The organism is Phocaeicola coprocola (assembly GCF_041333015.1).
GTDB lineage: Bacteria > Bacteroidota > Bacteroidia > Bacteroidales > Bacteroidaceae > Phocaeicola > Phocaeicola coprocola.
Window position 1 is genome coordinate 1,017,937 of the sequence record NZ_JBGKGM010000004.1, and the last position, 24,809, is coordinate 1,042,745.

At 41.2% G+C, this 24,809-nt stretch carries 18 protein-coding genes and 1 tRNA gene; 10 read left to right on the plus strand and 9 right to left on the minus strand.

All coding sequences use genetic code 11. The features are described from left to right. The first annotated feature begins 305 nt into the window (after window positions 1-305). Entirely contained in the window at window positions 306-2,441 is a 2,136-nt protein-coding gene (locus ACDG22_RS15050) for a Tex family protein (RefSeq protein WP_270230408.1), read from the plus strand. Beyond that, window positions 2,441-3,232 carry an NAD(+) diphosphatase gene (nudC, locus tag ACDG22_RS15055; RefSeq protein WP_007568065.1) on the plus strand — a complete coding sequence of 264 codons (792 nt, stop codon included), beginning with the start codon at window positions 2,441-2,443 and terminating at the stop codon, window positions 3,230-3,232. Before ACDG22_RS15050 ends, nudC begins: the two co-directional genes overlap by 1 nt. 73 nt (window positions 3,233-3,305) lie before the next feature. Here nudC and ACDG22_RS15060 read toward each other — a convergent pair whose 3' ends face one another. The 6 genes from ACDG22_RS15060 to ACDG22_RS15085 form a co-directional block, all read right to left on the minus strand. Continuing rightward, the gene (locus tag ACDG22_RS15060) at window positions 3,306-4,193 is read right to left on the minus strand and encodes an MBL fold metallo-hydrolase (protein WP_007568064.1); all 888 of its coding nucleotides are present in this window, start codon (window positions 4,191-4,193) and stop codon (window positions 3,306-3,308) included. Between the two features lie 275 nt (window positions 4,194-4,468). Further along, a complete protein-coding gene (ffh, locus tag ACDG22_RS15065; RefSeq protein WP_007568063.1) occupies window positions 4,469-5,794 on the minus strand; it encodes a signal recognition particle protein in 1,326 nt (441 codons plus the stop codon). 66 nt (window positions 5,795-5,860) lie between these two features. Further along, window positions 5,861-7,183, minus strand: a complete 1,323-nt coding sequence (locus ACDG22_RS15070) for an MATE family efflux transporter (RefSeq protein WP_007568062.1) — start codon at window positions 7,181-7,183, stop codon at window positions 5,861-5,863. A gap of 213 nt (window positions 7,184-7,396) precedes the next feature. Next, on the minus strand, window positions 7,397-8,986 hold the full coding sequence (locus tag ACDG22_RS15075) for a sulfatase family protein (RefSeq protein ID WP_370858956.1): 1,590 nt from the start codon (window positions 8,984-8,986) through the stop codon (window positions 7,397-7,399). Window positions 8,987-9,018: 32 nt separating this feature from the next. Beyond that, complete coding sequence (locus ACDG22_RS15080; protein ID WP_270230406.1) at window positions 9,019-10,479, minus strand: sulfatase-like hydrolase/transferase; 1,461 nt, start codon at window positions 10,477-10,479, stop codon at window positions 9,019-9,021. A 33-nt stretch (window positions 10,480-10,512) separates the two neighbouring features. Then, window positions 10,513-11,274: an amidohydrolase gene (locus ACDG22_RS15085; protein WP_040311942.1), complete on the minus strand. Its 762-nt coding sequence runs from the start codon at window positions 11,272-11,274 to the stop codon at window positions 10,513-10,515. Between the two features lie 139 nt (window positions 11,275-11,413). Here ACDG22_RS15085 and lysS point away from each other — a divergent pair, with 139 nt between their 5' ends. From lysS to ACDG22_RS15110, 5 genes are all read left to right on the plus strand, one after another. Then, window positions 11,414-13,144 carry a lysine--tRNA ligase gene (gene lysS, locus ACDG22_RS15090; protein WP_022124906.1) on the plus strand — a complete coding sequence of 577 codons (1,731 nt, stop codon included), beginning with the start codon at window positions 11,414-11,416 and terminating at the stop codon, window positions 13,142-13,144. A gap of 1 nt (window position 13,145) precedes the next feature. Beyond that, entirely contained in the window at window positions 13,146-14,141 is a 996-nt protein-coding gene (locus ACDG22_RS15095; RefSeq protein WP_007568050.1) for an NAD(P)H-dependent glycerol-3-phosphate dehydrogenase, read from the plus strand. A 15-nt stretch (window positions 14,142-14,156) separates the two neighbouring features. Beyond that, a complete protein-coding gene (locus ACDG22_RS15100) occupies window positions 14,157-15,503 on the plus strand; it encodes a glucose-6-phosphate isomerase (RefSeq protein ID WP_022124904.1) in 1,347 nt (448 codons plus the stop codon). 128 nt (window positions 15,504-15,631) lie between these two features. Further along, window positions 15,632-16,360 (plus strand): HAD-IA family hydrolase, encoded by a 729-nt coding sequence (locus ACDG22_RS15105; protein ID WP_022124903.1) that lies wholly within the window; start codon window positions 15,632-15,634, stop codon window positions 16,358-16,360. A 211-nt stretch (window positions 16,361-16,571) separates the two neighbouring features. Next, window positions 16,572-17,453, plus strand: a complete 882-nt coding sequence (locus ACDG22_RS15110; protein ID WP_370858957.1) for a DMT family transporter — start codon at window positions 16,572-16,574, stop codon at window positions 17,451-17,453. A gap of 200 nt (window positions 17,454-17,653) precedes the next feature. Here the strand turns inward: ACDG22_RS15110 and ACDG22_RS15115 are convergent. Continuing rightward, window positions 17,654-17,725: transfer RNA gene (locus ACDG22_RS15115), tRNA-Arg, on the minus strand. 227 nt (window positions 17,726-17,952) lie between these two features. Here ACDG22_RS15115 and asnA point away from each other — a divergent pair. Continuing rightward, complete coding sequence (gene asnA, locus ACDG22_RS15120) at window positions 17,953-18,993, plus strand: aspartate--ammonia ligase (protein WP_007568041.1); 1,041 nt, start codon at window positions 17,953-17,955, stop codon at window positions 18,991-18,993. Between the two features lie 402 nt (window positions 18,994-19,395). Next, complete coding sequence (locus ACDG22_RS15125; protein WP_007568036.1) at window positions 19,396-20,058, plus strand: uracil-DNA glycosylase; 663 nt, start codon at window positions 19,396-19,398, stop codon at window positions 20,056-20,058. 78 nt (window positions 20,059-20,136) lie between these two features. Here ACDG22_RS15125 and ACDG22_RS15130 read toward each other — a convergent pair whose 3' ends face one another. Together ACDG22_RS15130 and ACDG22_RS15135 are read right to left on the minus strand one after the other, a co-directional pair. After that, the gene (locus ACDG22_RS15130; RefSeq protein ID WP_270212821.1) at window positions 20,137-22,908 is read right to left on the minus strand and encodes a putative LPS assembly protein LptD; all 2,772 of its coding nucleotides are present in this window, start codon (window positions 22,906-22,908) and stop codon (window positions 20,137-20,139) included. An 88-nt stretch (window positions 22,909-22,996) separates the two neighbouring features. Further along, a complete protein-coding gene (locus ACDG22_RS15135) occupies window positions 22,997-23,533 on the minus strand; it encodes an HDIG domain-containing metalloprotein (RefSeq protein WP_370858958.1) in 537 nt (178 codons plus the stop codon). 61 nt (window positions 23,534-23,594) lie between these two features. Here ACDG22_RS15135 and ACDG22_RS15140 point away from each other — a divergent pair, with 61 nt between their 5' ends. After that, window positions 23,595-24,770, plus strand: a complete 1,176-nt coding sequence (locus ACDG22_RS15140; RefSeq protein ID WP_370858959.1) for an exo-beta-N-acetylmuramidase NamZ family protein — start codon at window positions 23,595-23,597, stop codon at window positions 24,768-24,770. The last annotated feature ends 39 nt before the right edge of the window (window positions 24,771-24,809 follow it).

Sequence of the window (24,809 nt, forward strand, 5' to 3'; positions counted from 1 at the left end):
TATATTAACAAGTAACAAATGGTTTTGGAAAAAGGTTCATTGTATCTATTTCCGCTTTCAAAGCTTTAGCCAGCAAATATTCTTCGGGTTCCTCTTTCTGTGCATCCACCTGTTTGAACTTTCCTATACGTAATGTCAGTTGCTATTCACGCCTTCTTTAGCGAACATTTTCAATCCTCGAAAACGTCTTTCAAATCCGAATAAAGCTTAAAACCATCTCTTAAATTATTTTCAAAATGAGTCCTCTCCTCCCTCGAATCCTTTTTTTAATTACATTTGTGCCACATTATTAGAAAAACATATACATGGAACAATTCAGTCAAATGATTGCCACAGCCCTGAAGCTACCTGTCCATCGGGTAGAAAACACATTGAAACTGCTTCAGGGAGGTGCTACAATACCTTTTATAAGCCGTTACCGAAAAGAAGCAACCGGAGGCCTCGACGAAGTACAGATAGGAGATATCCATACGCGTTACGAAAAGCTCTGTGAACTTGCCAAACGAAAGGAAACGGTTCTTTCTACCATCGAAGAACAAGGAAAACTGACAGACACTTTACGAGAACGCATTTCCAATTGTTGGGATGCGACAGAACTGGAAGATATTTACCTGCCGTTTAAGCCCAAACGAAAAACTCGTGCCGAGGCTGCACGCCAGAAGGGACTGGAACCGCTTGCCATGCTACTATTGATGCAGCGGGAAAACAACTTATCTGCCCGAGTACGCCAGTTTGTCAAGGGAGATGTCAAGGACGAAGAGGATGCTCTGAAAGGAGCACGCGACATCATTGCCGAACAAGTGAATGAGGATGAACGTGCCCGTAATCTGATACGAAACCAGTTTAGCCGTCAGGCTATGATTACATCGAAAGTAGTCAAGGGCAAAGAAAAAGAAGAAGCAGCCTTAAAATACCGCGACTACTTCGACTTCAGTGAACCGTTGAAGAAGTGTACCTCTCACCGTCTGCTCGCCATCCGCCGTGGAGAAGCCGAAGGTATCCTGAAAGTATCCATCACTCCCGACGATGAATCAGCATGTACCGAACGATTGGAAAGACAGTATGTACATGGAAACGGAGAATGTTCCGCACAAGTAGCAGAAGCTGTGAACGACGCATACAAACGTCTGTTGAAACCCGCTATAGAAACAGAATTTTCCGCACTCAGCAAGGAAAAGGCAGACGAAGAGGCTATCCGTGTCTTTGCTGAAAATCTCCGGCAGCTATTGCTTGCTCCTCCTCTGGGACAAAAGCGCACAATGGGTATCGATCCGGGATATCGTACCGGTTGCAAAGTTGTCTGTCTGGACGCCCAAGGTACATTGCTGCACAATGAAGCAATTTATCCGCATCCACCCAAATCGGAAACAGCTCTGGCCGGACGCAAGCTTGTCAAACTCGTCGAACAATATAAGATAGAAGCCATCGCTATCGGAAATGGTACGGCAAGCCGCGAAACCGAACGTTTCGTCACTTCTCAACGATACGACCGCGAAGTGCAAGTGTTTGTTGTCAGCGAAGACGGCGCCTCCATCTATTCTGCATCGAAAATCGCACGAGATGAGTTTCCTGAATATGACGTAACTGTGCGAGGAGCTGTGTCAATCGGTCGCCGACTGATGGACCCCCTTGCCGAACTAGTCAAGATAGATGCCAAATCTATTGGTGTGGGACAATATCAGCACGATGTAGATCAAAGTAAACTGAAGGCATCACTCGACCAGACAGTAGAGAGTTGCGTAAACCTTGTCGGAGTAAATGTCAATACGGCCAGCAAACATCTGTTGACATATGTATCGGGACTGGGATCGACGCTGGCTCAAAACATTGTAGATTACCGTACGGAAAACGGAGCATTCCATTCGCGTAAAGAACTGCTGAAGGTACCGCGTATGGGAGCAAAGGCGTTTGAACAGTGTGCCGGATTCTTGCGTATTCCGCAAGCAGACAACCCGCTCGACAATTCGGCTGTACATCCGGAAAGTTATGCCATAGTAGAAAAGATGGCAAAGGACTTGAAATGCTCCGTTGCCGACCTGATAAAAAACAAGGAATTACGTAGCCAAATAGACATAAAAAACTATGTAACTGATACCGTAGGACTGCCTACACTGACTGATATTCTACAAGAGCTGGATAAACCGGGACGTGACCCGCGCCAAAAGATTCAGGTCTTCGAATTTGACAAGAATGTGCAGACTATCGACGACCTGCGGGAAGGTATGGAATTGCCGGGCATCATCAACAACATTACCAATTTCGGATGCTTCGTAGATATAGGGGTTAAAGAAAACGGACTGGTACATATCTCCCAGCTTGCCGATAAGTTTGTCAGCGACCCGACAACAGTAGTCAGTATGCACCAGCATGTACGCGTACGTGTACTCAGTATTGACCATGAACGCAAGCGCATCCAGCTTACAATGAAAGGACTTAATTGATGGAAACAGAAAAACAAACATGCGGATGGTTCGTCTTCAACAGCGGACAGGTTTTGATAGAAAAAAAAGAAGACGGATATCATATTCCTTACGGACCTGAACCTCCGGTTGAGGTTCCCGTCGGAAGTACCATTCATACCATCGGAGAGATAAACGGTTATCCTGCCAAGACGTATGCTATTCACATTCCAGTAAGTGGAGATGAAAACAGTCCACGCATGATGAAGGACTTGCGTGCTTCTTTCGATGTACTTCCTCTGGAAGAATACAAGCGTGGCGGAAAAGCTTCACAAATATTGAACTGGGACAAGAACAGCCGTTATTGCCCCATGTGTGGTGTACCTACGGTACAGGTTTCCCCCATAGCCAAACGATGTCCGGAATGCCGGCAGGAGTTTTATCCGCGTATTTCTCCGGCGGTCATTGTACTTATTAAAAAGGAAGACAGTATCTTGCTCGTACATGCCCGCAACTTCCGGGGGACGTTTAAAGGATTGGTAGCCGGTTTTCTCGAACCAGGAGAAACGTTGGAAGAGTGTGTTCACCGCGAAGTCATGGAAGAAACAGGACTGACCATAAAAAACCTGAAATATTTCGGCAGTCAACCGTGGCCCTACCCCAGCGGAATCATGGTAGGATATTATGCCGAATACGAAAGCGGAACCATCAAGTTGCAGGATGAAGAACTGAGTGCAGGAGCCTTTTACAACCGAAATAACCTGCCGGAAATACCGAAAAAGCTCAGCATTGCCCGCCAACTGATTGATGCCTGGCTGGACAATAAAATTTAAAGATCAGATAAAAACATACCGGTATGAGTGACAGAAATCTATAATACCTGACAATTCATACCGGCATGCTTATTTATTTTATAAATGCAGGAACTGGCAAATGCATACCTGCTATAACCAGTCCATTCTCGCGAGCATACTGCAATAAGTTTTTACGAGTCTTTATTGCTTCCTGCTTATCCATATCATAGGTAGCACAAATCTCCGGATGTTCCAATTGCAGAGCTGCTCCATGAATCAAATCTCCAATTATCAATAATTTACCTGCCTGAAAAACAGTATGTCCGGGAGTATGTCCAACAGCTTCCATTGCTACCACTTTTCCCGGCAACGTATCACCAAAAGCAAACAGGTGCAAACGGTCCTTATATGCATTCATGGCTCTCACAACTTGTCCGTTCTTTTCGGCTTCCATTTTCATCCAACTATCATACTCAGCCTTAGAAGCATAAATTTCAGCATGAGGAAACACTACACTATCGTTTTTCATCAGTCCTCCGATATGATCACCATGAAAATGAGTAAGATATATATATTTAATGTCGGCAGGAGTAATCCCTAAAGCATGTAACCCAGCCAATAAGCGACTATCGGATGCCCCCATTCCCGTATCAAAAAGAATTTGTATACCATTGCTTTCTATCAAAAACGTACTAATGGAAGAAGGTATTCCGTTTTCGAGCGAAAGTTTTTTCATCAAGTCCTCACCAGCATCCGGAAAGAGTGAAGGAGGCATCAGTTTCGCAGAAGCGTTATCACGAATCCATGTAGCTTTTACTCCGTCGAGTACCAACGTCGACAAAGCACTATCTTCCTGCAAACCAACTTGATTACTTATTACACTCATACTATCTGCATTCATTTTTTCATTAACCTGTTTCTTGGCACTATTACCGCAACCAGCAAGTGACAATACCATAGTCACACCGAAAGCATAGCTCCATATCTTAGTCCTTTTCATCGTTATGTAGTTTAAATATCTGATTATACTAGATCTTCCACTTGCCAAAACCTTTCTAAAATAACAGATTTTTTCAGATTATCCAAAGATATTCTCACATGATTACGATTTTAACTTACTGCCAAGTCATTTCTTCATGAATAAGTCCTGATCAAGATCATATAAAAACAAGCGAGGAGAAAGAATCTTTCCATCTGCTGATTCTCTCTCCTCGCTTCTAACCGGCACGTAAAACAGACCCATCTGCTTCCGTACCAGAGAGGGTAAAAAATATTTTATTTCTTTTTCATCTTCTGCATCATGCCTGCCATCTTGCTGCCGGTAACCATCTTCATCATCTTGCGAGTCTGGTCAAACTGTTTCAGCAAACGGTTTACTTCCTGAATGCTTGTACCACTACCCTTAGCAATACGTGTACGGCGAGTTCCGTTCAGGATTTCAGGATGAGTACGTTCTTCCGGAGTCATTGAATAAATAATAGCCTCAATACTCTTGAATGCATTATCATCGATATCAATATCTTTAATGGCTTTTCCTACACCCGGAATCATAGAAGCAAGTTCCTTCAAGTTACCCATCTTCTTAATCTGATGAATCTGAGTCAGGAAGTCATTAAAGTCGAACTGGTTTTTCTGAATTTTTTTCTGAAGACGTTTTGCTTCTTCTTCGTCGTATTGTTCCTGTGCACGTTCTACCAATGAAACGATATCACCCATACCAAGGATACGGTCTGCCATACGGGCCGGATGGAACTGATCGATTGCATCAAGCTTTTCACCTGTTCCCACAAACTTGATAGGCTTGTTCACAACGGTACGGATAGACAGAGCAGCACCACCACGAGTATCACCATCCAACTTAGTAAGAACTACACCGTTGAAGTCCAGACGTTCGTTAAATTCGCGAGCTGTATTTACTGCATCCTGACCAGTCATTGAGTCAACAACAAACAACGTTTCATCCGGATTGATTGCATTTTTAATTGCTTCAATCTCGTTCATCATCTGTTCGTCTACAGCAAGACGTCCCGCTGTATCGACAATAACCAAGTCATAACCTTTTGCCTTTGCTTCCTGAATGGCATTCAGTGCAATCTGAACAGGATCTTTGCTATCCAATTCGCAATATACAGGCACTTCGATCTGCTGTCCCAATACTTTCAGCTGTTCGATAGCAGCAGGACGATATACGTCGCAGGCAACCAGCAACGGCTTACGGTTTTTCTTGGTTTTCAGCATGCGTGCCAGCTTTCCTGAGAAAGTTGTCTTACCAGAACCTTGCAAACCTGACATCAGGATTACGGCAGGACGACCTTTCAATTCGATTTCGGCAGTATCGCCACCCATCAGTTTGGTCAGCTCATCATGCACAATCTTAACCATCAACTGGCTAGGCTTAACAGCAGTCAACACGTTTTGTCCTAAAGCTTTTTCCTTTACAGTGTCGGTAAAGCTCTTTGCTACCTTATAGTTCACATCGGCATCCAGCAATGCACGACGTACGTCTTTCAACGTTTCGGCCACATTGATTTCGGTGATTTTACCTTCACCTTTCAATATTTTAAACGACCGTTCTAGTCTTTCACTTAAATTATCGAACATATATTTTTCTTGTTTTTTATTCTTCCAATTTGTCAGGGCGCAAAATTACAAAAATAATCGGATGCATCAAATCTTTTTATTCTGCCATTTCGCCTTTTTCAAGTAAATAACACTGAATGTCAGCATTAACGAATAATAGATGACTTCGGTAGTAAAACAAACATCTACCGGAGCACGAAGCATCATTCCTACTACAATAATATACAATGCATAAAAGATCTGTACTCCGACTTCCAGTCCCAAAGCAGCCTGTGTATTACCCGTACCCGAAATTCCATTGAAATAAATATTTGCAAGAGCAGCTATCAACATTGCACCGCAAACGACATATAATGCCGGAACCGATTCAAGAAGCAGTGCTTCCTCATTGGTATAAACCGACAAAATAGCCTGAGGGAAGATAACACAAAGGGCCACACATACTACCATAATAAGGAATGACATCCGGGCTATTTTATGCAGTAATCTGACAACTCCTGCTACTCCTCCCGAACCAATCAGATTGCTGACCAGTGTATTTGCCGTAGTAGAAAGCGACTGGACAGGTATTAACAGCACAACATATACGCTACGCACAATGTTGGCAATGGCAAGCTGCCGTTGTCCGAGTCGTTCAAGTGCCATGAAAAATACAAACCAGATGGCCATGGAAAGAAAATACTGCACCATGGTGAAGCAGGAAATGCGCAAGATACGCATCACCATATCCCAGTCAAAATGTCCGAAACGATTCAGCCCATATTTCTTCAAGTCAATTTTACCATACGTATACACAATAAAAAACAGCATAGAAGATGCTTCTGCTATAACCGATGCCAATGCCGCTCCACGTATTCCCATTTCAGGGAATCCACACTTTCCGAATATCATCGCATAGTCGAGGAATACATTCACCAAGGCCATGACGACAGCATTCATGGTCAGTACCTTTGTCTTGGTTATACCTATATAAAGCGCACGGAACATGACATTGACAAAGGCAAAAAGAAATCCCCAGATACGCCATGTAAAAAACTCGTATGTAGCATAAAAAATCGTATCCGAAGTAATCAGCAGACGAATCAATGGTTCGGCACATACCAGCAATATGGCAAGTAAAGCTACTCCCATCCCCAAACTGAATGCTGTACCCTGCCACATAACCGGTCCTATGGCATGAAAATTCCCTTCCCCATTACGACGGGCTATCAAAATCTGCGAACCGACACTGAACCCGAATGCTACGGTATATACACAGATATATAGCAGTCCTCCCATTGCGGCTGCACCCAAAGCTACCTCACCCACATGTCCTAAAAAAGCCGTGTCGGTGACATTGATAACATTTTGCGCAAGCAACCCCAAGAATATCGGGTAAGTGACATTCCATATTTCTTTATTCGTATACATAAAATCTGATTGTTTTTATTTTGAGACGAAAGATGTACAAAGATACGTTTTTTATGCACTTTCAACAAATGCGCATCTGTTTTTCAGCTTATTTTAATGAAAACATCTTCATCTTTTCCTGAAAGTTCGTACATAAAAATTAAAAAGATGAGGACATTTTCTCCGATTCGATATCATGAATCGGAGAGAACATCTTCATCTTTGCTTAACAACCTATATATCAATTATAAAGACTCGTTTTTCCAGTCCTTCTTTTCTTAAAATTTCCATCATTCTTATTTCTCCCTCATCCGTATCTTTCACCTCTTCGCGCAAGCGCATCATTTCTTTTTTCATTTCACGAATTACCGATTCATATTCTTTCTCCCCGTAAGCATTATGGTTTTCTTTCGGATCTTTCTGTAAATCGTAAAACTCCCAAGATGGAGTTGATTTGTAGTCTGAAGACCCTGTCATATTCAATCGGTCACCATACAAAAACATCAACTTATAACGCTCATTACGTACACCGATGTGGGCCGGACGGATATCATGTTGAGTCCAATAACGGTAATAAAAACTCTTCCGCCAGTCCTTAGGAGTTTTTCCTGCCAGAACATCTTTAAAACTTCTGCCCTGTGTACCTTCCGGAGATTTTACTCCGGCAAAATCACACAATGTAGAAGCAAAATCTACATTCAAAACAAGTTCGTTCACACGCTTGCCAGCCGGAATACATTTGGGATAACGGATAACAAATGGCATACGTGCCGATTCTTCATAAAACATCCGTTTGTCATAAAATCCATGCTCTCCTAAAAAGTATCCCTGATCGGCAACATAGACAACAATAGTATTATCTGCAATCCCCATTTCGTCTAGAGCATCCAACAGTTTTCCAATATTATCATCTACCGTAGCAGCGCAGCGTAAATAATCTCGGATCAGTTTTTGATAAATAGCTTTTCTTGCAGCAATCCGGCTCATTCCTTTTGTCGTAAAAGGAAGTTCCGGATAACGACACCACCATTTATCTGGATCAGCCGAAGCCACCTCCCAATTGTGTCCGATAGTTTCCAGTTTTTGTCCGACGAAAGTACGTCCGTTGGTTTCAGGCCCCCAGTCTAACAAATTCTCTGGTTCAGGAAACACTACGCCATCATATAAATGTCGCATACGTTCCGGGAAATCATAAGGCTCATGTGTGGCCTTAAAATGACAACACATCAAAAAAGGCTGACTTTTATCCTGAGCTTTCATCCATCTGATAGCTTTTTCTGTTACAATATCAGTGGAAAAACCATGTATACGCTCTCCAAAATTACGCTGTCCCGGCCAAGGATCATCACTATTCTTGAAAGTAGGATCACGATATTCTCCCTGATCATGAAAAACAGAATAATAATCAAAACCCTGAGGTTGTGATTTCAAATGCCACTTTCCTACCAGTCCGGTGTGATATCCAGCCTTCTGTAATTCTTTCGCAAAAGTAGGCAAGGAAACATCCAAGGTATCATCTAATGTATATACCCCATTGCAATGACTATACCTTCCTGTCAATATAGCAGCACGACTCGGTGTAGATATAGAGTTTGTACAGAAACAATTATCCAAGACTGCCCCTTCATCAGCAAGCCGACGAATATTCTCTGTCTGGGCATATTCTGATAAAATACCACCATAAATACCCCAAGTTTGAGAAGTATGGTCGTCACTTAAAATAAATAATATATTCGGACGTTCATCTTTTGCTTCGCCAGCAGCCCGTAAGACTAATGTACTACCAGCCAACACCCCTGTCAGTAAATATTTCCAGTTCATCATATCTAACAGCTTTAACTTATCACAGCAAATTCTCACTCGAAAACATATAAGTTAATTAACTCATCCCAAGTAAGTTTATGTCCATCTTTCCACCACAAAGGTTGAGTCAAGTCACAAAAATCATGATTCTCTACCATTTGATTCATCAACAAATCATGAAGTTCATTCTTCTTTTCAGTTAACTCATCAGCCAGATTTACCAGTTCTCCCGGATCCTTCTGCAAATTGAACAACTGTTCGGTTATCTTACCTTCCACATTATAAATAATATACTTATAATCACCAGAAACTACAGCTCGCTGCTGATTGGAATAAGCAAGAAAAACCTGTTCACGTATCTGTTCCTGTTTTCCTTCCATAACCGGTTTCAACGACTTGCCAGTAACGGATACAGGTACGTCCAATCCCATCAAATCACACAAGGTAGGATAAAGATCATACAAATAGCACAAAGCATCTGAACGTTTACCTGACGACAAACCATCCGGAGTGATAATAGCCATCGGTACTCCAACGCTATGCTCATACAGACTTTGTTTACCGATTAGTCCATTCTGCCCCATAGCCAGTCCATTATCTGATGCAAATACAATAATCGTATTATCCATATTCCCACTTTCTTCCAAGGCATCAATAACCCTTCCAATCTGTAAATCAACCTCACTCACCATACCATAATACAATGACAATTCTTTCTTCAACTGATCTGGAGTACGAGGAACAGGTAGTAATTGTTCATCCCGGATGTTCAACTCACCATTATCAAACGGATGTTCTGGCAGAAAATTATCCGGAACAGAAAGTCCTGCCGGACTATATTTCTTTCCATAATCAGGCAAAATATTTCTCGGATCATGAGGAGAAGTGAAAGAGACAAATGCCATAAACGGCTGATTATCATGTTCCGTAGTCTTCAGAAAATTTATGGCTGCATCAGCATACATTTTCGAAGAAAAGTTTTGCCCTGCAAAAGGCGGCTCATCATATTTTCCAGTCGGGTCAAAATGATGTAAGCGAGGAGCACAATGTCCATTTTCTTCATAAGGATGCATTCCTCCGAAAAAAATATTATCTCCTTCGGTAAAGGAACGAGCAAATGAAGCATGGTCTGAATGCCATTTCCCCGTAGCAAATGTCCGGTAACCGTTATTTTTCAAATGCTCAGGCAATGTGATTTGCGAAACAGGTATCTTCATTCCATCACTCTGCACTTCGAACACTCCCCTTCCGGTAAGTAACATAGCACGACTAGGCATGGATAAAGCTCCACACAAAGCTCCATTGGTATAAGTTCTTGTAAACACCACACCTTCATTAATCAGTCTATCGATATTCGGAGTATAGGTATCTCTGTTCCCCAATGCAGCAATGGCATCAGCCTGCATATCATCGACTAAAATAAACAACACATTTGGTTTTACAGCCTCTCTCTGGCATCCGCTTAACGCTACAGCAACCATGGAAGCAGAAATAAGTTTCTTAATATTCATCATAATATTTCTGTCTTTAATAAATGCCTATTTCATCTATAGCAGTTCAAAGTCATCTCCATCATCTAAAACAGGAAAACGTTTTCTGAAGCTGTCCAACGGTTCACGGGCAAGCAATGCTCCTGCTACCTCTTCTTTACCGTCAGTGCACGCAACCAATATCTTACCATAAGGACTGATTATCATACTTCCACCATCGTACAGACATTGCGGATCATTTCCTACCCGATTCACTCCTATTACATAACACTGGTTTTCAAGTGCCCGAGCTTTCAGCAGTATATTCCATACCTCCCGACGACTGGCAGGCCAGTTGGCTACATATATAACCGCATCATAATCATTCCGGCAACGCGACCATACAGGAAAGCGTAAATCGTAACATATTTGTAAAAGAAAGCGAAAACCTTTATAAGAAACAATCACTCTTTCATCTCCCGAAGTGTATTGCTTATCTTCACCCCCAAAACCAAACAAATGCCGCTTATCATAATGATACACCGTACCATCAGGACATACAAAATAGAAACGGTTGTAAAATTTCCCTGCCTCTCTAACCGAAAGACTTCCGGCTATAGCACACTGACGCAAAGCAGCAATCCGGCACATCCATTGCAAAGTTTCTCCTCCTTCATCCTCGGCTATTTCCATCGGATTCATACTGAAGCCGGTAGAAAACATTTCTGGTAAAACAAATAAATCCGTATCACAATGCTTTTCTATCAGCTGTTCTACAGCCATACGGTTTACTTTCGCCTCCTCCCAAACTATATCTGTCTGTAAGACTGTCACCTTTATAAATGATGTTTGTTTATTCATTTCCATATCCGTTTCCATAAATTCAGTACGCCCAAAGGTAATAAAAGTAGCCTGATTTAGATGTTGTTTACAAAAACTTTGTTATTTTTGTAGCGAAATTGAGTTAATGTATCAACAAATGAACGTATTAGAACTAAGTGAACAGGAGATTATCAGACGTAACAGTCTGAATGAAATGAGAGCGATGGGCATCGATCCGTACCCTGCTGCCGAGTATGTAACCAATGCATTTTCGACTGATATAAAAGCCGAATTTAAGGATGACGAGGCAGAACCGCGCAAAGTATCTGTTGCAGGACGTATCATGTCACGCCGTGTTATGGGTAAGGCTTCTTTCGTTGAGTTACAAGACTCTAAAGGTCGTATTCAGATATACATTACCCGCGATGATATATGCCCTGATGAAAACAAGGATTTATACAATGTAGTATTCAAACGTCTGCTCGACCTGGGTGATTTTATCGGCATTGAAGGTTTCGTATTCCGTACTCAGATGGGTGAAATTTCTATCCATGCACAGAAACTGACTGTTTTGTCAAAATCTATCCGCCCGCTTCCTATCGTAAAATATAAAGATGGTGTAGCTTACGATAAATTCGATGATCCAGAACTCCGTTACCGCCAGCGCTACGTAGACCTGGTAGTAAACGATGGAGTAAAAGATATATTCCTGAAACGCAATAAGGTATATAACTCTATGCGTGAGTATTTCAATTCGAAAGGATATATCGAAGTTGAAACTCCTATCCTGCAATCTATCGCCGGAGGAGCTGCGGCACGTCCGTTCATTACTCACCATAATGCACTTGATATTCCTTTGTATATGCGTATTGCCAGCGAACTTTACCTGAAACGTCTGATCGTAGGTGGATTTGAAGGTGTATACGAAATCGGAAAGAACTTCCGTAATGAAGGTATGGACCGTACTCATAACCCAGAATTCACTTGTATGGAAATTTACGTAGCCTACAAGGATTACAACTGGATGATGAAGTTTACTGAAAATATGATCGAAAAGATCTGTATGGATGTAAACGGTACAACAGAAGTTAAGGTAGGTGATAACATAATCAACTTCAAGGCTCCGTTCAAGCGTGTTACCATGCTCGATTCAATCAAAGAATTTACAGGATACGACCTCACCGGAATGAATGAAGAACAGATCCGCGAAGTCTGCCAGAAACTGAACATGGAGATAGACGATACAATGGGAAAAGGCAAGCTGATAGACGAAATCTTCGGCGAATTCTGCGAAGGAAATTATATCCAGCCTACTTTCATCACTGATTACCCTATCGAAATGTCACCGCTGACTAAACGTCATCGCAACAATCCGGATCTGACTGAACGTTTCGAGTTGATGGTTAACGGAAAAGAACTTTGTAACGCATATTCAGAACTTAACGACCCGATCGACCAGCTTGAACGTTTCGAAGAGCAGATGCGTCTGAGCGAAAAGGGTGACGACGAGGCTATGATTATCGACAAAGACTTTGTTCGCGCACTGGAATACGGTATGCCTCCTACTTCTGGTATGGGAATCGGTATGGACCGTCTGGTCATGCTGATGACAGGACAAAGCACTATTCAGGAAGTATTGTTCTTCCCGCAGATGCGTCCGGAAAAGGTTATCCCGAAAGACGCTCCTGCTAAGTTCATGGAACTGGGTATTGCCGAAGAATGGGTTCCGGTGATTCAGAAAGCCGGTTACAACTTGGTTTCAGACATGAAAGATGTTAATCCGCAAAAATTACATCAGGACATCTGCGGAGTGAATAAAAAATATAAATTAGAATTGAAGAATCCTAGCGTCGACGAAGTAGCTGGCTGGATACAGAAAATAGGCTAAAATGAAACTCCCCGGGAAAATAGCAATCATGGGTGGAGGAAGCTGGGCAACGGCAATAGCCAAAATTATATTGTCCCAGGCCGACTCGATAAACTGGTATATGCGCCGCGACGACCGAATTGAAGAATTTCGGCGTCTGGGGCATAATCCGGCTTACCTGACTAGTGTGCGCTTCGACATGAGGTGCATCAACTTTTCATCAGATATAAATAAGGTAGTAAAGGAATCGGATACACTAATATTCGTAACTCCTTCGCCATATCTGAAAAGCCACCTTAAAAAGCTAAAGACAAAACTCAAGGATAAATTCATTGTGACGGCAATCAAGGGAATTGTTCCCGATGAAAACTTGATTGTGTCCGACTACTTTCATAAAATGTACGATGTTCCAGAAGAGAACATTGCTGTACTGGCTGGTCCATGTCATGCAGAAGAAGTGGCATTGGAACGCTTGTCTTATCTGACCGTCGGATGTAAAGACATTGAAAAAGCGAAGATGTTTGCCCGACAGCTTTCGGGACACTATATCAAGACATCGGTCAATACCGATGTAGCAGGTATAGAATATGCATCTGTTTTGAAGAATGTGTATGCCATAGCTGCCGGAATATGCAGCGGCCTGAAATACGGAGACAACTTTCAGGCAGTACTGGTTTCGAATGCTCTTCAGGAAATGAACCGTTTTCTCGATACAGTACATCCGGTAGACCGGTGTACAAACGATTCGGCCTACTTGGGCGACCTGTTGGTTACATCATATTCCAACTTCAGCCGTAACCGTGTATTCGGAACAATGATAGGAAAAGGATATTCGGTAAAAAGCGCACAGATAGAAATGGAAATGATAGCCGAAGGCTATTACGGCACCAAATGTATCAAGGAACTGAACAAGCATCTGCACGTCAATATGCCGATAGTAGACGCCGTTTACAACATTTTGTATGAACGGATTTCTCCAATGATTGAAATCAAATTACTGACTGATTCATTCAGATAATAAAGAAGAATATTTATGGAAAATATTAAACTTGAAATCAACAAGTCTTTAGGTTTTATTTCCAAAGACAAACTAGCTGCTTACGAACCTAAGGTAAGAGCATGTATGGAAACATTGGAAAAAGGTACAGGACTGGGAAACGACTTCCTGGGCTGGTTACATTTGCCTTCTTCCATTACTAAAGAACATCTGGACGACTTAAAAGCTACAGCACAGGTTCTGCGCGAAAACTGTGAAGTTGTAGTTGTTGCTGGTATCGGCGGAAGCTATCTGGGTGCCCGCGCCGTTATCGAAGCTATGTCCAACAGCTTCTTGTGGTTGCAAGAAAAGAAAGCAGGACAGCCTACTATCATCTTTGCCGGACACAACATTGGTGAAGATTACTTGTACGAGCTGACTTCTTTCCTGAAAGACAAGAAATTCGGTGTAATCAATATCTCTAAATCAGGTACTACTACTGAAACAGCTTTGGCTTTCCGCCTGCTGAAAAAACAATGCGAAGACCAGCGCGGCAAAGAAATGGCACGTAAGGTTATCGTTGCCGTAACTGATGCAAAGAAAGGTGCTGCTCGTGTAACTGCTGACAAAGAAGGCTACAAATCATTCATTATTCCTGATAATGTAGGTGGTCGTTTCTCTGTTCTGACTCCAGTAGGATTATTGCCTATCGCTGTAGCAGGTATCGATATCGACCAGTTGGTAGAAGGTGCGCGCAAGATGGAAGAAGTTTGTGCTAACCAGAATATGATGGAAAATCCTGCCGCTCTTTATGCAGCAACTCGTAACGAACTGTATCAGAACGGAAAGAAGATTGAAATTCTGGTAAACTTCCAGCCTAAGTTGCATTATTTCATGGAATGGTGGAAACAGCTTTACGGAGAATCTGAAGGTAAAGATCACAAAGGTATCTATCCTAGCTCTGTAGACTTCTCTACTGACCTGCACTCTATGGGACAATGGATTCAGGAAGGCGAACGTACCATCTATGAAACAGTGATTTCTGTTGAAACTCCTAACCACGAACTTCATGTACCTTCAGACGAAGAAAATCTGGACGGCTTGAACTTCCTGGCAGGAAAACGCGTAGATGAAGTCAATAAAATGGCAGAACTTGGAACTCAGCTGGCACACGTTGACGGTGGAGTACCTAACATGCGCGTAAGTGTTCCAAAACTGAACGAATACTATTTGGGACAATTGATTTATTTCTTCGAAAAAGCTTGCGGTATCAGCGGCTATCTGCTTGAAATTAATCCGTTCAACCAGCCAGGTGTAGAAGCTTACAAGAAAAACATGTTTGCTTTGTTGAATAAACCTGGATATGAAGAAGAAACTAAGGCTATTCAAGCTCGTTTAAAATAAAAATTAAACAATAAAAAATGAATAATGATAAGTGGAAAGCGGTAACCAGTATCAATACCGCTCTTCATTTATCATTATTCATTTTTTCATTATTTACACATATGTAGTTTATTCTTAAACTGAAAAAGATGTTCCAACAAGCAATAGAAAATTATCTCACAACCCATCATTTTGATAAACTGAACCTGAAAGCTGTATTGTTTGATATGGACGGTGTATTATTCGATTCCATGAAAAATCATGCAGCAGCCTGGCACGAAGCCATGAAGCAGTACGGTATGCATCTGAGTCCGGAAGAAGCATATATGCACGAAGGACGTACAGGGGCATCAACAATCAATATAGTAAGTACCCGACAGCGTCATAGAGAAGCAACCGAAGAGGAAATAAAAGAAATCTATCAGACTAAAAGCGATATTTTCAATTCCCTTCCTAAGGCCGAACGAATGCCGGGAGCACTCGAACTGCTCAATCAGATAAAGGAAGATAATTTGATTCCAGTGGTAGTAACAGGTTCAGGACAGAAATCATTGCTGGAACGCTTGAACAGAAATTTTCCAAATATTTTCAAAGGCGAGCTTATGGTAACAGCTTTCGATGTAAAATATGGAAAACCAAATCCGGAACCTTATCTGATGGGACTTCAGAAAGCCGGTGTCAAAGCCAATGAAGCTATCGTTGTAGAAAATGCTCCTCTCGGAGTACGTGCTGGTGTAGCTGCTGGTATCTTTACAGTAGCTGTAAATACTGGTCCTCTGCCCGATAAAGTCTTACTGGACGAAGGAGCTAATTATCTTTTCCATTCTATGTCAGATTTCAGCAAGAATTGGAAAGATTTTTATCAAGCAATCAAATAAAATCGTATATTTGCAATTGAGCATTTACAAATGCTTATACTAACCCTAACAAATTCAATTGGATATTCGGGAAGGCTGCCTCGTGATGAAGCAGCCTTTTCTATTTTTACTATTGTCAGCTGACAAATTAGTATCTGATATAGTCTCAGAAATATGGAAAATATATCTAATTTTGCGCATATTTACAGCAGCAAGTATTACATAAATTAATATGACAAGTTCATTAAAGGCAAAATATCACATTCTGGCTATTCTCACCGTAGCGGTATGGGGAACCACATTCATTTCTACAAAAATTCTGATAAACAACGGATTATCACCTCAGGAAATATTTCTTCTCCGCTTCATTATTGCATATATCGGAATATGGTTTATCTCTCCTCGCAAGATTTTTTCAGACAGCATCAAAGACGAACTTACTATGTTTGCTGCCGGACTAACTGGAGGTACATTGTATTTCCTGACCGAAAATACTGCCTTAAAATTTACCCAGACTACTAATGTAGCCTTTATAATATGTGCTACTCCTCTGCTAACTACGGGACTATCACTTCTGACAGATAGAAATAATAAAGTCAGTCACAACTCGCTTCTGGGATCTATAGCAGCACTCATTGGCGTAGCTATACTTATATTCAATGGCAGCGTGATTCTGAAACTCTCCCCCATCGGAGACTTTCTGACACTGGCAGCTGCATTATCCTGGGCCTTTTACAGTCTTATAATCAATAAACTCTCGAAGAAATACCGCTCTATATTCATTACCCGCAAAATATTTTTCTATGGAACTTTAGGAATACTTCCAGCTTTCATCATCCATCCTTTTTCTTTTCCACTGGAGGGATTTCTCCGTCCTGAAGTATTCATCAACCTTCTATTCCTTAGTCTTCTAGCTTCATTGGTCTGCTTTGTTGTATGGAATATGGTATTGATGCATCTCGGTACGATAATGTCATCAAACTATTTATATCTCAATCCATTGTTTACTACCTTAGCAGCCTTTGTCGTATTAAACGAGACGTTGACTATTTATGCCTGCATCGGTGTATTGCTGGTTATGCTGGGAGTATTTTTATCTACAAGGTACAAATAAAAGAGAAGCTTTTACAGATATTTCCAACAGAAATCTGTTTGTCACTTAATTGCGGAAAATAAATTCATTCTGAAAATTTCCTGAATCCCCAAAATGGATAATCCATTATAATTTAAGAAAAGATTGCTTTCTCTGACAGAAAGCAAGCGTCGTAAAAAAGAAAAGATTCTGATAATCAGAATCTTTTCAAACTACATTAGTACACCCATGGGGAGTCGAACCCCAATCGATGGAACCGGAATCCATTATTCTATCCATTGAACTATGGGTGCATATTTTCTAAAACCATGGCAAAAATACAATTATTCTGTATTTCGTCCTAATATTCGAGAAAAAAAATAAGAGAGGAATAAAACTTTTACACACAACAAATTACCATTTTATCAATAAAAACAAAGAAAATCATCACACAATGATAATATCTCAAACAAATACATTGCATTTTTACAAAATATAATTATCTTTGCCTACATATTTAAATACAGAAAACTAAAAAGACATGAGTTACCTAATAAAACCTACCAACTATCAACCTTTGCTTGACATGAAGCAAACCGAGTTGGGTATAAAACAAATAAAAGAATTTTTCCAGCAAAACCTGTCTTCTGAACTGCGTTTACGCCGTGTTACGGCACCGCTTTTTGTTCTGACCGGTATGGGAATGAATGATGATTTGAATGGAGTAGAGCGCCCTGTAACCTTCCCTATAAAGGATTTGGGAGAACAACGTGCCGAAGTGGTACACTCGCTGGCCAAATGGAAACGGGTAACTCTTGCCGACTATAATATAGAACCAGGATATGGCATTTATACCGATATGAATGCAATCCGTGCCGACGAAGAACTGGGAAACCTGCATTCGCTTTATGTAGACCAATGGGACTGGGAGCGTGTCATCACTCCAGAACAGCGAACCGTAGATTTCCTAAAGAGTATCGTTACCCGTATTTATTCGGCCATGCGCCGCACTGAATATATGATTTGTGAAGTATATCCGCAAATCAGTTCATTCTTGCCTCACGATGTCCATTTCATCCATTCGCAGGATTTGCTTGATATGTATCCGGACAAAACCCCTAAAGAACGTGAGGATTTGATTACCGAACGATACGGAGCCGTATTTATCATCGGTATCGGTGGCAAACTGAGTGACGGAAATCCACACGACAAACGTGCCCCGGACTACGATGACTATACAACTATTGATCCGAAAACAGGACTTCCGGGACTGAATGGTGACCTGCTCATCTGGAACAGTGTACTTGGAAGAGCAATCGAGCTTTCATCAATGGGTATTCGTGTTGACAAAGCAGCTTTACTAAAACAGCTGGAACTGGCAGGAAAGGAAGAAAGAACTAAACTTTACTTCCACAAACGTTTGTTGGAAGGTTCTCTTCCGCTTAGTATCGGAGGGGGTATCGGACAGTCGCGCCTCTGTATGCTGTATTTACGAAAAGCGCATATCGGTGAAATACAAGCTAGCATATGGCCCGAAGAGATGCGTCGGGAATGTGCTGAGCTGGGCATGCAACTTATTTGATGCGAAATACAAATACACTGAATGATTTTCTACCGGCAAATATTTCTTTATGAGGTAAAATATTACGACATAAGAAATATTTGCCGTTTTTTTAGTTACACCTCCTGCCAACCCTCATAGAAGAATAAAAATTCACTCTTAAAATCCTGAAAAGAATTTGTACAGATTTTCAAAAAATATCGAGAAGAATCAGGCAAAAGAAGGTGATGTTTTTTGCATAATAACATATTTCATTGATTAAAAATCTTTATCCCCTCCACAGATACCTGTAAAGGGAATCAGGCTTCCTGAAAAAGTTCTTCCACACAATACTGTATTTATATCTTTTTTACTACATTTGTCTGATTTAGCAGCAACAAAGCAACGCATTTTCACTTATATACAATAAAATTTTCAGACAATATGAATGTACAGATAGAAGAATCATGGAAGCAAGTGCTGACTCCTGAATTTGATAAAGACTATTTTATCCGCCTGACGGAATTTGTTCGCCGGGAGTATCAGACTACGACCGTATATCCTCCGGGAAAATTGATATTCAATGCTTTCAATCTCTGCCCTTACAACAAAGTAAAAGTAGTTATCATCGGTCAGGACCCATACCACGGTCCCGGACAAGCACATGGCCTCTGTTTCTCCGTAAACGACGGTATTCCTTTTCCTCCGTCGCTGCAAAATATTTTCAAGGAAATACATGATGACTTAGGTACTCCCATACCAACAACTGGAAATCTTACCCGCTGGGCAGAACAAGGTGTCTTGCTGCTCAATGCCACACTGACTGTCCGTGCTCATCAGGCAGGCTCACACCAACGTCAAGGTTGGGAGGAATTTACGGATGCAGCAATCCGAGCTTTAGCCGAAAACCGGGAGCATCTGGTATTTATTTTATGGGGAGCGTATGCACAAAAGAAAGGGGCTTTTATAGACCGCAACAAGCATTTGGTTCTGACATCTGTACACCCTTCGCCGCTTTCTGCCTACCACGGCTTTTTCGGAAACAAACATTTCAGCCGCGCAAACGAATATCTGATTCAGCATGGCGAAGAACCAATCAAATGGTGAAACTTACCTATAGATATGAAAAGAGCCGCAGAATTGTTTTCCGCGGCTCTTTTCATATTATCGCTCAACAAATGTATATTAATACCAGGTAACCTGACTCCCCGTATTACTACGCTGATCCCATTTCAAGGCATCGGTCAACATAGCCGAGTTAGCTCGAATCGAGAAGTTATATGATGTATACGGACCGAAAACCAAACCGCAACTCATATTGAAACAGTGCAAGTCACGAGTTATGTTTACTGTAGTCATAGACATTTCCTTCGAAGTAAAATCATAACCACTAGAATAAGTTACATTCCATCGGCTACCCATCTTTATATTACCTGAAATATTCAGCGAATGAGTCAGAGAATATGGGTAACGCATGGTTTTGATATTAATCTGCTTGCTTCTGTCTTCACGGATACTGTAACTATAACTCAAGCTCAAACTCCATGGAAGCTTAAATGCAAGATAACCATCCGGATCGAGTGTTGCATTTTCTGTCTTACGGATACCAGAATTCAATTGTTTATCAGTTTCTTCTTCTAAATCTTCATCATCTTCTTCCGTATCCGTATCTTTCTTGTCTTTTTCCTTATCTTTATCATCACCCTTACCAAACAGTTTCTTAAACGTATCGTTGTTCAAGGTATACGAAAATGATCCGCTATATCCCTGGAATCGTCCGAAACGTCCGTAAGACCATTCGGTACGATCGCTCTCTACAACCTTACCATTTTCGTCGAACTTATAAGCATAAGTGGCAAACGTTGCATTCATGTTGAAGGTATAGCTCTTGGTCAGTTTCAAGCGAGCAGTCAACGAAAGGTTACTCCACCGCTTCTGGGCAATATCGTATGACAAACTTCCACTCAAATCATCAATCAAGCTGATTTTCTTATATCCGGTAGTATCCTTGTCGGAAGCCATTTTCATCTCCAGATTATTTTTCAGCGAAAAGCTGACGTTTTGAGAAACACCTTTTCCCGGATAACTGTATGGAGAGCCTTCGTATGGTGAATATTCAGCCATACGTACTTCACCGTTTTCGTCGGTATATGTATAAGTTTCGTAATAACCATAACGCGATTTTCCGAAATCAGGCGTATAGGTATAACTTACAGAAGGAGTAATGACATGACGCAATACAATTTCTTTGCTCTTCATGAACAGGGGCTTATACATACCATACAGTTTCGTATTCATGGAAACTGACATGTTATAATCGTACACACGATTGAAGCCGTTGACCGTATCCTTCACTACCTCCTGAGCTCGCTGATCGTAGCTCTGCATGACCTTACGTGTATACCAGCGTTCGGTATAGTTAAACGAAGGAGTAATATTGATGTACTTGAACAGATTGAAGGTAGCCTCCACCGGAATGGTATGCTTCATACCGGTTTTCCACTGAGAGAAAGGAGTCTTGAAAAGCAGATTATCTTTTGTGTCTACACTGTTTGTCAAAGCACCCGTGTACTGGAATGAAATCTTCTCATACCAACGTTCGTCACCCGCTGCCTTCTTACGCTTGAACGGATAAATACGACTCAACGAAATATTCAAGTCGGGCAAGGTCATATTAACAGAAGAGTCCCTTGTATTCTGAGTAATATTGAATGTACTCGAAATATTCAATCCGATTTCAGGAAAGTTACGTGAATAGCTGATACTTGACGCCTTGGTATTGTTACTATATGCCGAAGGGTCGTACAATGAACTTAAACTTGAACGGTCGTAGCTACTGGTTGCAAAGTTTACACTTGCCGAGAATGAGCTGTTCGGGCTAGCTTTTGAGTCCTGACGGTGACTCCACTGAATACGGAAGTCCTTTGATACAGCATAATCGGGCATATTCTTTTCGCCTGTCTTCGTTACCAGATAACTTGCATTAAAGTAACCGCTATACTTATAACGCTTATTATAATTGGATGCGGCAGACAGTCCCCAAGAACCTTTGGTATATATTTCTCCCAAAACCTTAAGGTCTACTTTATCATTAATGGCAAAATAATATCCACCGTCACGCAAGTAGAAACCACGGTTCATTTCATCACCATAGGTAGGCATAATGAAACCAGAAGAATAACTGCTGCTGAATGGGAAGAAACCGAAAGGAACAGCTATCGGAAGAGGTACATCTTCAACCACAAGTTGTGCAGGACCAAAAACGACATCCTTTTTAGGACGTACCTTTGCCATAGACAATTTAAGATAAAAATGCGGATGTTCCTTATTATCACAGGTGGTATATTTACCCTGAGTCATATAGATCTCATCGTCTGCTCCTTTTTTGGCATTCTCACTGGTGACATATCCTTCTCCCTGCTGCGTTACAATGCTATTGATGAATCCTTTTTTCGTTTTGAAGTTATAACGCATGATCTTCGACTCGTAAGGTGTTTCTCCGTCTTTAAAAATAGGAGTACCCTGCTCTACACCAGTAGTATCTGCCACACCACGGGCATACACCGTACTACTGTCCATATTCATTGTAATCAACTCGGAAGTCAATTCAATGTTCTGGTAATTCACCTTTCCATCACCATACAAATGAGCGAAACCTCCTTTAGTAAACACGATAGAATCGGCTGCTTCGTAAATAACCGGAGCATCCAGAGGTTCTTTTTTAGGAGTTGTATCAAGAGCCAGTGAATCTGCTCCAATAGAATCAAGTCCTAATGAATCTACTGTCAATGAATCATTTTTTAAAGAATCGGCAGCAAGCGAATCCGTACGAAGTTCTGTTCTGTTACCTCGCGATCTTTTCCCTCTCACACGCTGAGTCTCAGCATACAAAGAGAAAAAAAATCCTACAAAGAACAGAAACAACAGCAGATATGTAGTTTTTTTAAATGACGCCATTCATTAATCTTTTACACAATGCAGTGCAAAAGTAAGCATTCTCTCTCAAATAAACACAAGAGCTACTGTTTTTAATTTATTTTTAAGACTATAAAAAGAGTTCGCACCAATAGTCAAAACGTTTACCACCCTCTTCGCCATATCGTGCAACACTTTTTCGGGCTTTTTCAATTCCTTTTTCATGATCCAGTTTGGACTTTGAAAAAAATTTGTCTGCAAAACAAATTATTTGCTCCTCAAGGCTGACCGGAGTCATTTCGCGATGTGGAACAGGCAAATCTTGCTGTATGATATTTTGCAGAGATAATCCGGCTCCCGTATGGCGTTCGCATACCAAAGCATGTTTCGGAAATCCTTCTTTACGAACCAGTTCTGCTCCTAAATATCCATGACAAATATAGGGGTACTTTCCAAAGCAACAGATTCCCTCGGCATCAGTTTGAAAGATACCGATATCATGCAACATGGCAGCCTCTTCTATAAATTGTAAATCCAGATTCAACTCAGGGTGCTTCCGTGCCATTGCAAGGGCTTTATCTGCTACCGAACGACTATGCTTCAATAAAATACGCTTTAACTCATTATCTTCAGGATAATATTTGTCTATTAACAACAGTGGATCCATGTAATTATTCTTTTATTATTACCTTTGTGTGAAACAAAGATAGTGAAAAAAATCATCCGATATGAAATATATTACTTTATTCATTTGCTGGCTGGCAGTTCTGCAAGCAACCGCACAAGTAAAAAGCGGAGCCGACAGACTAGAGGAATTATTTCCTCTGCTTGAAAACAAACGTATATCATTGGTTGTAAACCAAACCTCCCTTGTACAGAACGTACACCTTCTGGATACTTTGTATAATAAAGGAGTGCATATTACTCAGGTATTCGCTCCTGAACATGGATTCAGAGGAGATGCCGATGCGGGAGAATTTATAAAAAACGGTAAAGATTACCGGACTCAAGTGCCCATAATCTCTTTATACGGAAAAAATAAAAAGCCTCAACCGGCACAACTACAGCAAACAGACATTGTGATTTTTGACATTCAGGACGTAGGTGCAAGATTTTATACATACATCAGCACAATGTTTTATGTCATGCAAGCTTGCGCCGAAAACAATAAGGAACTGATTATTTTAGACCGTCCCAACCCGTGTGACTATATAGACGGACCTGTACTTGACATGAAATATAAAAGTTTTGTAGGTATGCTCCCCATCCCGGTACTTCATGGCTGTACGATAGGTGAACTGGCACAAATGATAAATGGAGAGGGATGGCTAGGCAATAATCTCCAGTGTCCACTGAAAGTTATTACTATAGAAGACTGGAAGCACGGACAACCTTATTCACTTCCGGTAAAGCCCTCCCCTAACCTGCCAAATAATCAGGCCATTGCGCTCTACCCTTCTCTCTGTCCATTTGAGGGAACATCTGTCAGTGTAGGAAGAGGCACAGATTTTCCGTTCCAAATAATAGGAAGCCCGACAACAAAAAATCTGAAATTTCGTTTTATGCCTCATTCAATGAAAGGCTCCGATAAACATCCGCTACACCAAGATGCATATTGTTACGGATTAAATCTCAGCTCGGAAAAGAATATTCCCAAAGGATTTTCTTTGCAGTATGTCATCCAGTTCTATAACTATTTTCAAAATCTCACCAAACATGCGGAAAAAGAATTTTTCACACGACCTCACTGGTTCGATCTTTTAACGGGAACCAATCAAGTACGCCTGGATATTCTAAAAAATAAAACAGAGGAACAAATCCGTTCCGCTTGGCAAAAGAAACTAAATCAATATAAAGAAATAAGAAAAAAGTATCTTCTTTATGAGGATTATCCGGCAATGTAAATACAAAAAAATCCGGCAGGCTTTTTTATAAGCTTGCCG